Here is a 9,398-nt window from a genome sequence, read left to right on the forward strand (position 1 = left end):
AACCCGCCCAGTTCCGGTCCGTGCGTCAGTTCGACCGGAAAGCCGAGCGGCTTGAGCAGTTCCGAGGCATAGCCTGACCAGCCGACCGCGACGGTCGAGACGACCAGCGAATATTCGAGGATCAGCGACCAGCCGATCACCCAGGCGATCACTTCGCCCAGCGCGACATAGCTATAGGTATAGGCGCTGCCCGAGGCGGGGATCATCGTCGCCATCTCGGCATAGGCCAGCGCGGCACAGGCGCAGATCGCGCCGGCAATCACGAACGACAGGATCACCGCCGGCCCCGCCCGGTCCGCTCCGACGCCGATCAATGTCAGGATCCCGGTCCCGACGATCGCACCGACCCCCAGCGCGACCAGATGCGGCCACGATAATGTCCGCGCCAGTTCGGTCCCGCCCTTGTGATCCACCTCGATCGGCTTGCGTCGCAACAGGCTCATCGTTCCCCTTCGTCTTGTCGTGTCAGCCGATACGTGTAGGCGGTACGCCCGCGCCGTCCAACCCACGTCGCCGCTGCGCCAGCGGCGGCGGTGCCGGCTAGGCCCCGCGCAGCGCCGCCGCCAGCGCCGCGATCGCCCCGCTCTCCGCCACGCGCCGCGCCGTATCCGCGACGGTCGCCAACGCGATCGTGCGGCGGCGGGTGAAGCCCTCCAGCGACACCAGCGCGACACCCGGCGCGGCGAAGCATTCCGGCATCACCGTCACCCCCAGCCCCGCCGCGACGAACGACAGCGCACGATCGTCGTTGGTGGTGCGCGCCGCCATGAACGGGCGCACGCCCCGACTGGTGAAATGGCGGCTGACCTCGCTCAGCGCCTCGCAATGGCGGCGGACGATCATCGGCTCGCCCGCGATCCGCTCGGCCGCGACACTGGTTTCGCCGGCAAGCGGGTGCGCAGCGGGCAAGGCGACCCGATAACCTTCCTCGAACAGGATACCGCCGCCGCTGTCGGGACCGATCGACGCATCGATTCGACCGCGATCGAGCGCGGCGGTCAGTTCACGATCCCGTCCCTCGATCAGTTCCAGCCGCTCGCCGGGTGCCGCCGCGATCGCCCGCGCCAGCGCGCGCTGGATCAGGGTGGCGGGCAAGGTGGAGACCACGCCGACCCGGATCAGCCGCGCCGGTGCGCCCGCGATCTCACCCTGTTCCGCCCTGGTGAACTCCGCCTCGATGCGCCGCGCGGTGCCGACCAGTCGGCTGCCGGCGGCGGTCAGTTCGACACGCCGGCTGGTGCGCGTCAGCACCGGCTCGCCCAATACCCCTTCCAGCCGCGCGATCCCGGCTGACAGCGTCGGCTGTGTCACCCGGCACGCCGCGGCGGCCCGCGTGAAGCTGCCATGATCGACGACGGCAAGGAAATAGCGCAGCAGCGCCCGGTCAAGCATAGAGCATATCTATCGTTTGGTGCGCGCGATCGCAATTTTACTGTCACTCCGGCGGACGATAGGATGCCGGCAAAGGAGAGATGCATGCACGGTCTGGACTTCGCGCTGGGCGAAACGGCGGCCATGATCCGCGACACCACCCGCCGCTTCGCCGAGGAGCGCATCGCGCCACTGGCGGCGCGCATCGATGCCGAGGACTGGTTTCCGCGCGACGAGCTATGGCCGGCGATGGGCGAACTGGGACTGCATGGCATCACCGTCGACGAGGCTGACGGCGGGCTCGGGCTGGGCTATCTCGAACATGTCGTCGCGCAGGAAGAGGTCGCGCGCGCCTCGGCGTCGATCGGCCTGTCCTATGGCGCGCATTCCAATCTGTGCGTCAACCAGATCCGCCGCTGGGCCAATCCGGAGCAAAAGGCGAAATATTTGCCAAAACTGATCAGCGGCGAGCATGTCGGCAGCCTGGCGATGTCGGAGGCGGGGGCCGGTTCGGACGTCGTCTCGATGAAGCTGAAGGCACAGCGCACCGATCGCGGCTATATGCTCAACGGCACCAAGTTCTGGATCACCAACGCGCCCTATGCCGACGTGCTGGTGGTCTATGCAAAGACCGGCGAGGGGTCGCGCGGGATCACCACCTTCCTGATCGAGAAGGATATGCCCGGCTTCGCGATCGGGCAGAAGATCGACAAGATGGGGATGCGCGGCAGCCCCACCGCCGAACTGGTGTTCACCGATTGCGAGGTGCCCGAAGAGAATGTGATGGGCCCGCTGAATGGCGGGGTGGGCGTGTTGATGAGCGGGCTGGATTACGAACGCACCGTGCTGGCCGGGATCCAGCTCGGCATCATGCAGGCCTGCCTCGATACCGTCCTCCCCTTCGTCCGCGAACGGCAGCAGTTCGGCACCCCGATCGGTCATTTCCAGTTGATGCAGGCGAAGGTGGCGGACATGTATGTCGCGCTCAATTCGGCACGTGCCTATGTCTATGCGGTGGCGCAGGCATGCGACGCGGGCAGGACGACGCGCTTCGACGCCGCCGGCGCGATCCTCTACGCCAGCGAGAATGCCTTTCGCGTCGCTGGCGAGGCGGTGCAGGCGCTGGGCGGCGCCGGCTATACCAAGGACTGGCCGGTGGAACGCTATCTGCGTGATGCCAAGCTGCTCGATATTGGCGCCGGCACCAACGAGATCCGCCGCATGCTGATCGGCCGCGAACTGATCGGAGCGGCGGGATGAGCGCGCCGATCCTCACCAGCGCGCTGTCGCGCGAGGACGCGACGTTCCGCGCCAATGCCGCGCACAATCGCGCGCTGGCCGACGATCTGCGCGCACGGGTCGCCACCGCCGCGCTAGGCGGCAGTGCGAAAAGCCGTGAGCGCCATGTCGCGCGCGGCAAGCTGCTGCCGCGCGACCGGGTTGAACGGCTGCTCGATACCGGAACCGCCTTTCTGGAGATCGGCCAGCTCGCCGCCAACGGTCTGTACGACGACGAAGTGCCCGGGGCGGGCATGATCGCCGGGGTCGGCACAGTCAGCGGGCGGCTGGTGATGATCGTATGCAACGATGCCACGGTGAAGGGCGGCACTTATTATCCGCTGACCGTGAAGAAGCATCTGCGCGCACAGGAAATCGCGCAGGAAAATCGCCTGCCGTGCATCTACCTCGTCGATTCGGGCGGCGCGAACCTGCCGCATCAGGCGGAGGTGTTTCCCGACCGCGATCATTTCGGCCGGATCTTCTTCAACCAGGCGAACATGTCCGCGCTGGGCATTCCGCAGATCGCCTGCGTGATGGGCAGTTGCACCGCCGGCGGGGCCTATGTGCCCGCAATGTCCGACGAGACGATCATCGTGCGCGAACAGGGCACGATCTTCCTCGCCGGGCCGCCGCTGGTGAAGGCGGCGACCGGCGAGGTGATTTCCGCCGAGGAACTGGGCGGCGCGGACACGCACGGGCGTCGATCGGGCGTCGTCGATCACGTCGCGGAGGATGACGAGCATGCGCTGACGATCGTCCGCGATATCGTCGCCACCCTGCCCCCCGGCCTGTCCGACGGCGTATTGCCGTCCGGCGCCGCCCCCCTGCTGCCCGCCGAGGATCTGTACGGCATCGTCCCGCAGGACGTGCGCGCGCCCTATGACGTGCATGAAGTGATCGCCCGCCTGGTCGACGGCAGCCGCTTCCATGAGTTCAAGGCGCTCTACGGCGCGTCGCTGGTGTGCGGGTTCGCGGAGATCCATGGCCAGCCGGTGGCGATCCTCGCCAACAACGGCGTGCTGTTCAGCGAAAGCGCGCAAAAGGGCGCGCATTTCATCGAACTGGCATGCCAGCGACGGATCCCGCTGTTGTTTCTGCAGAACATTTCCGGGTTCATGGTCGGCGGCAAATATGAGGCGGAGGGGATCGCGAAACATGGCGCAAAGCTGGTTACCGCCGTCGCCACCGCCAGCGTGCCGAAACTGACGGTGCTGATCGGGGGCAGTTTCGGCGCAGGCAATTACGGCATGTGCGGTCGCGCCTATTCGCCGCGCTTCCTGTTCACCTGGCCCAACGCGCGGATCAGCGTGATGGGCGGGGAGCAGGCAGCGAGCGTCCTCGCCACGGTGCATCGCGATGCAGACAGCTGGACGGCCGAACAGGCCGAAGCGTTCAAGGCACCGATACGTGCGACATATGAGGCAGAGGGTCACCCCTATCACGCCACCGCGCGGCTGTGGGACGATGGCGTGATCGATCCGGCGCAGACCCGCGACGTGCTGGGCCTCGCGCTGCGCGTGTGCCTCAACGCTCCCCTTGCCGAGGCACCGCGCTTCGGCATCTTCCGGATGTGATGCGATGATCCCCTCCCTTCTGATCGCCAATCGCGGCGAGATTGCCTGCCGTATCATCCGCACCGCGCGGGCGATGGGCATCCGCACCATCGCGGTCTTCTCCACCGCCGATGCGAACGCGCTGCACGTGCGCGAAGCGGACGAGGCGGTCGCGATCGGCCCGGCCGCGGCGCGCGACAGCTATCTGCTGCCCGCCAACATCCTTGCCGCCGCGCGCGAAAGCGGCGCCGCGGCCATCCACCCGGGCTATGGCTTCCTCAGCGAGAACGCCGATTTCGCGCAGGCGGTGATCGATGCGGGATTGATCTGGGTCGGGCCGAACCCCGACAGCATCCGCGCGATGGGGCTGAAGGATGCCGCCAAGGCGCGGATGATCGCCGCCGGCGTGCCCGTCACCCCCGGCTACCTCGGCGAGGACCAGTCGCCCGACCGGCTCGCGGCGGAGGCGGCGCGAATCGGCTATCCGGTGCTGATCAAGGCGGTCGCGGGCGGCGGTGGCAAGGGGATGCGGCAGGTGGACGATGCCGGCGCCTTCGCCGACGCGCTCGCATCATGCCGGCGCGAGGCGGCGGCGTCGTTCGGCGACGATCGCGTCTTGATCGAGAAGTACATTCTGGCGCCGCGCCATATCGAGGTGCAGGTGTTCGGTGATCGCCACGGCCAGGTCGTGCATCTGTTCGAGCGGGACTGTTCGCTGCAGCGCCGGCACCAGAAAGTGATCGAGGAAGCCCCCGCCCCCGGCATGGACGGTGAAACGCGCGCGTCGGTCTGCGCCGCCGCGGTGACGGCCGCACGCGCGGTCGATTATGTCGGCGCGGGCACGATCGAATTCATCGCCGATGCCAGCCAGGGGCTGCGCGCGGACCGCATCTGGTTCATGGAGATGAACACCCGGCTGCAGGTGGAGCATCCGGTGACCGAGGCGATTACCGGCCAGGATCTGGTCGAATGGCAGTTGCGCGTCGCCGCCGGCGAACCACTGCCCTGCACGCAGGACGAACTGGCGATTCACGGCCATGCGATCGAGGCGCGCCTCTATGCCGAGGATCCGGCGAAGGGCTTCCTCCCGTCGATCGGCACGCTCGAGGCGTTCGACCTGGGCGACCCGGCGGAAAGCGGCGTCAGGGTCGATACCGGCGTCGAACAGGGCAGCGTCATCTCGCCTTTCTACGATCCGATGATCGCCAAGCTGATCGCGCATGGCGCGACACGCGAGGAAGCGCGCGAACGGCTGGCGGATGCGCTCGACGAAGCGATCGTATGGCCGGTGCGCTGCAACGCCGGCTTTTTGGTCGAGGCGCTCGACCATCCCGACTTCGTCGCCGGACGAGTCGATACCGGGCTGATCGCGCGCGAAGGCGAGGCGTTGATGCCCCCCGCGCTGCCGAGTGAGGAAGCGCTCATCGCCGCCGCCACCGCACTGACCGGGCCGGCGTTCGTGCCGGGCCTGCGCCTGAACGCCGCACCGCGCCGCGCCGGCATGTTCCTGCTCGACGGTCAGCCGATCGCGATCGACTTCGCCGAAGCAGATGAGGCGGACGAGGCGATCACCACCAGCGTGCTGATGTCGGAGGGCGGGCAGACCTGGGCGCTGGCGCCGTTCCGCGCCGCCGGCAAGGCGGCGGGCGGGGCGTCAGACGGAGCGATCCTGGCGCCGATGCCGGGCCGCGTGATCGCGGTCGATGTCGCGGCGGGGGACGCGGTGGTGCGCGGGCAGAAGCTGCTGACGCTGGAGGCGATGAAGATGGAGCACAGCCTCACCGCGCCGTTCGATGGCACGCTGGCGGAGCTGAATGCGGCGGTGGGCGCGCAGGTGACCGAAGGGACGTTGCTGGCGAAGATCGCGGAGGCGTAGGCGGGGCCCCGCTTACTCCCGCTCCTGCCCCGGCAGATCGGCGATCGGCTTCACCCCAAGCCGCGGCAGGTCGATCGCGGGGCAGCGATCCATCACCACCTTCAGCCCCGCCGCCTCGGCGCGCGCGGCGGCCGCCGGGTCGATCACGCCAAGCTGCATCCAGATCGACTTGGCACCGATCGCGATCGCCTCGTCGACCACCTCGCCGACCGCATCCGAGCGGCGGAAGATATCGACCATATCGATCGGGTCGCCCAGCTGGCGAAGATCGCGGAACACGAATTCGCCATGCACATGCTCGCCCGTGATCTGCGGATTGACCGGGATCACGCGATAGCCATGCGCCCGCAGCGTCGCCATCACCCCGAACGACGGGCGATCGGGGCGATCGGAGGCGCCCACCAGCGCGATCGTGCGGGTTTCTTCCAGCAGCGCCTTGATATCGGCATCGGCGGTCAGCGGCATATTGGACTCCTCGTTACAAGGATAACGCCGCAGCCGGCCGACCGATCCTGGATTCGATCCGCAGCCCCCTCAGCGCGGGGCGCGGCACCGGCGCTCGCGCGTCACCGGGCCGCCAGCCATTCCGCCACCTGCGCCGCGACCGGCGCGAAGACCCGATCGTCCGCCAGCGCCGCCGGCGGTTGCCCGGCGTCCGACGCGGTGCGGATCGTGATGTCGAGCGGCACCCGCCCCAGGAAGGGAATCCCCTCCTCCTGCGCCGCCGCTTCGGCACCACCGCGCCCGAACGGATCGGACACCTCGCCGCAATGCGGGCAGGCATAGCCCGCCATATTCTCGATCAGGCCGATGATCGGCACCCCGGCCTTGCGGAACAGGTCGATCGCGCGGCGCGCGTCGATCAGCGCGAGATCCTGCGGCGTCGAAACGATGATCGCCCCCGTCGGGCGATGCTTCTGCACCATCGTCAGCTGCACGTCGCCGGTGCCCGGCGGCAGATCGACCACCAGCGTATCGGTGGCGCCCCAGTCGGCGTCGATCAATTGCCCCAGCGCGCCAGCGGTCATCGGCCCGCGCCACGCGATCGCACGCCCCGGTTCCACCAATTGCCCCATCGACAGCAACGGCACGCCATAGGGAGTGACGACAGGCAGCAGCACCTTGTCGCGCGCCTCTGGCCGGGTGCCCTCGACCGCCATCAGCCGCGGTTGCGACGGACCGTAGATATCGGCGTCGACCAGCCCGACGCGCCGTCCGCCCTGCGCCAGCGCGATCGCCAGATTGGCCGAGACGGTCGATTTGCCCACCCCGCCCTTGCCGCTCGCCACCGCGACGATGCGGCGCGCGACCCGTTCGGCGGTGACGACGATCCGCAATTCATATCCGGGGCGGCCCGCCGCCATCCGCACCGCCGCCTCCAGCGCGTCGCGTCGCGGCGCGTCCAGCCCGCTGGCGTCGATGACCACGCCGATGCGACTACCCTCGATCCGCAGCGTGGCACGCTCGCCCGCGACCGCGCGAACCGCCGCCTGTACATCTTTCTCGTCCATGGACACCGTTCGTTACGCCTGCGGGCGCGGCTTGCCACTGTTTTTCGCGCGGGGCGCTCCTATAAAGACGGATATGACCATCCTGCGACGCTGGCTCCGGCGCCCGATCATTCTAGCGGCCGAGAACAACAACAATGGCCCGTGGGGCAATGGCGGCGACGACAATGCCGGCCCGCGCAACCCGTGGGCGGTGCCGCCGGGCGGCCGCCGCAATGGACCGAAGCCGACCGCGCTCGACGAATTCCTGAAGAAGGCGCGCGGCGGCGGTGGGTTCGGCGGAGGCGGCGGCGGGCCGCAATTGCCGATCGGCGCAAATGCGCGCGCATTATGGGCGATCGGCGTCGCCCTGCTGGTCGGCCTGTGGATATTGTTCACGTCGATCCACCAAATCGGGCCGCAGCAGCGCGGCGTCGTCACCTATTTCGGGCGCTATTCGGGCGAGCTGGAGCCGGGTATCCGCCTCACCCTGCCCGCGCCGATCGTCGATGTGACCAAGGTGGACGTCGAGCAGGTGCGCACCGACGAATTCCCGCAGGACGGCGGGGAAATGGTGCTGACCGGGGATCAGAACATCATCGACCTCGCCTATACCGTGCGCTGGCGGGTATCGGATGCGCGCAATTACGTGTTCGAGATCAAGGACCCGCAGCAGACGGTACGCGCGACCGCAGAAAGCGCGATGCGCGCCGTGCTGGCGACGACGACGCTGAACGAAGCGATCGGGGCGGGCCGCACCACGATCGAGGCACGGGTCGCCCAGATGATGCAGCAGATCCTCGACAGCTATCAGGCGGGCGTGCGCGTGCAGGGCGTGTCGATCAAACAGGCATCGGCGCCGTCGCAGCTCGCGGACGATTTCAATGCCGTCACCGCGGCGCAGCAGGAAGCGGTCGGCAATCTGAATAACGCGCGCAGCTATTCGCAGCAGGTGATCGCGCGTGCGCAGGGTGAGGCCGCCGCCTTCAACCAGGTTTACGAGCAATATCGCCTCGCCCCCGAGGTGACGCGCCGCCGGATGTATTACGAGACGATGGAGGCCGTCCTGGCCAGAACCGACAAGACGATCGTCGAAACTCCGGGCGTTACCCCCTATCTGCCGCTCGATCGCGCGCGCCGCCTGCCGGAACCCGGCGCGGAAGCACCCACTTCGGGTACACCCGCCACCCCCGCGCCGGCGCAGGGAGGGCAGCGCTGATGCCATTGTGGATCCGCCATCCGATCGCGATCGGCTTCGCCGCCTTGCTGGCCGTCATCCTTGCCGCCGCCACCTTCGCGATCGTCCCCGAAACGCAGCAGGCGGTGGTGCTGCGGCTCAACAATCCGGTGCGGCTCGTCAATCAGTGGCAGCCGGGGCAGCAGATCGGGCGAACCGGCGCAGGCGTGATCGCGCGCATTCCGTTCGTCGACAAGATCGTCTGGATCGACAAGCGTGTGCTGGATGCCGATCTCGACAATACACTGGTGCTGTCGACCGATCAGTTGCGGCTGAACGTCGACGCCTTCGCACGTTTCCGCATCGTCGACCCGCTGCGCGCGGTAACGTCCACCGGCAGTACGTCGAACACCGAGGAGCGCGTGGCGGATCAGTTGCGCCCGCTGCTCGGCACCGCGCTGCGCAACGAGCTGGGCAAGGTGCCGTTCGCCGTCCTGCTCAGCCCGGAGCGCGGCCGGGTGATGGATGCGATCCAGGAATCGCTGCAACGCTATGCGCGCCAATATGGCGCGGATATCGTCGACGTGCGGATCAAACATGCCGACCTGCCGGAGGGAAGCCCCTTGGAAAGCGCGTTGCAGCGGATGCGTACC

9 protein-coding genes are annotated in these 9,398 nt (G+C 68.2%); 5 read left to right on the top strand and 4 right to left on the bottom strand.

Annotated elements, in window-relative coordinates; all coding sequences use genetic code 11:
• Window positions 1–443 (bottom strand): amino acid permease (locus ACFDSW_RS12495; protein ID WP_375250619.1); only part of this gene is annotated, 443 nt, incomplete at its 3' end.
• 97 nt (window positions 444–540) lie between these two features.
• Window positions 541–1,392, bottom strand: a complete 852-nt coding sequence (locus ACFDSW_RS12500) for a LysR family transcriptional regulator (protein ID WP_375250620.1) — start codon at window positions 1,390–1,392, stop codon at window positions 541–543.
• Window positions 1,393–1,476: 84 nt separating this feature from the next.
• Here ACFDSW_RS12500 and ACFDSW_RS12505 point away from each other — a divergent pair, with 84 nt between their 5' ends.
• From ACFDSW_RS12505 to ACFDSW_RS12515, 3 genes are read left to right on the top strand one after another with little or no spacing between them, the layout of a single operon-like run.
• Entirely contained in the window at window positions 1,477–2,631 is a 1,155-nt protein-coding gene (locus tag ACFDSW_RS12505; protein WP_375250621.1) for an acyl-CoA dehydrogenase family protein, read from the top strand.
• Window positions 2,628–4,226 (top strand): carboxyl transferase domain-containing protein, encoded by a 1,599-nt coding sequence (locus ACFDSW_RS12510; protein ID WP_375250622.1) that lies wholly within the window; start codon window positions 2,628–2,630, stop codon window positions 4,224–4,226. The genes ACFDSW_RS12505 and ACFDSW_RS12510 overlap by 4 nt, the downstream gene beginning before the upstream one ends.
• A 4-nt stretch (window positions 4,227–4,230) precedes the next feature.
• The gene (locus ACFDSW_RS12515) at window positions 4,231–6,081 is read left to right on the top strand and encodes an acetyl/propionyl/methylcrotonyl-CoA carboxylase subunit alpha (protein WP_375250623.1); all 1,851 of its coding nucleotides are present in this window, start codon (window positions 4,231–4,233) and stop codon (window positions 6,079–6,081) included.
• 12 nt (window positions 6,082–6,093) lie between these two features.
• On the opposite strand, the gene ACFDSW_RS12520 is transcribed toward ACFDSW_RS12515, so the two are convergent.
• The gene (locus tag ACFDSW_RS12520) at window positions 6,094–6,546 is read right to left on the bottom strand and encodes a CoA-binding protein (RefSeq protein ID WP_375250624.1); all 453 of its coding nucleotides are present in this window, start codon (window positions 6,544–6,546) and stop codon (window positions 6,094–6,096) included.
• A 101-nt stretch (window positions 6,547–6,647) separates the two neighbouring features.
• On the bottom strand, window positions 6,648–7,592 hold the full coding sequence (locus tag ACFDSW_RS12525; protein WP_375250625.1) for an Mrp/NBP35 family ATP-binding protein: 945 nt from the start codon (window positions 7,590–7,592) through the stop codon (window positions 6,648–6,650).
• A 73-nt stretch (window positions 7,593–7,665) separates the two neighbouring features.
• Between ACFDSW_RS12525 and hflK the strand changes: the two genes are divergently transcribed.
• Window positions 7,666–8,787 (top strand): protease modulator HflK, encoded by a 1,122-nt coding sequence (gene hflK / locus ACFDSW_RS12530; RefSeq protein ID WP_375250626.1) that lies wholly within the window; start codon window positions 7,666–7,668, stop codon window positions 8,785–8,787.
• A partial coding sequence (locus ACFDSW_RS12535; protein WP_375250627.1) for an SPFH domain-containing protein occupies window positions 8,787–9,398 on the top strand: 612 nt, incomplete at its 3' end. The genes hflK and ACFDSW_RS12535, both read left to right, overlap by 1 nt.

This window comes from Sphingomonas sp. (genome assembly GCF_042091075.1).
Lineage (GTDB): Bacteria > Pseudomonadota > Alphaproteobacteria > Sphingomonadales > Sphingomonadaceae > Sphingomonas.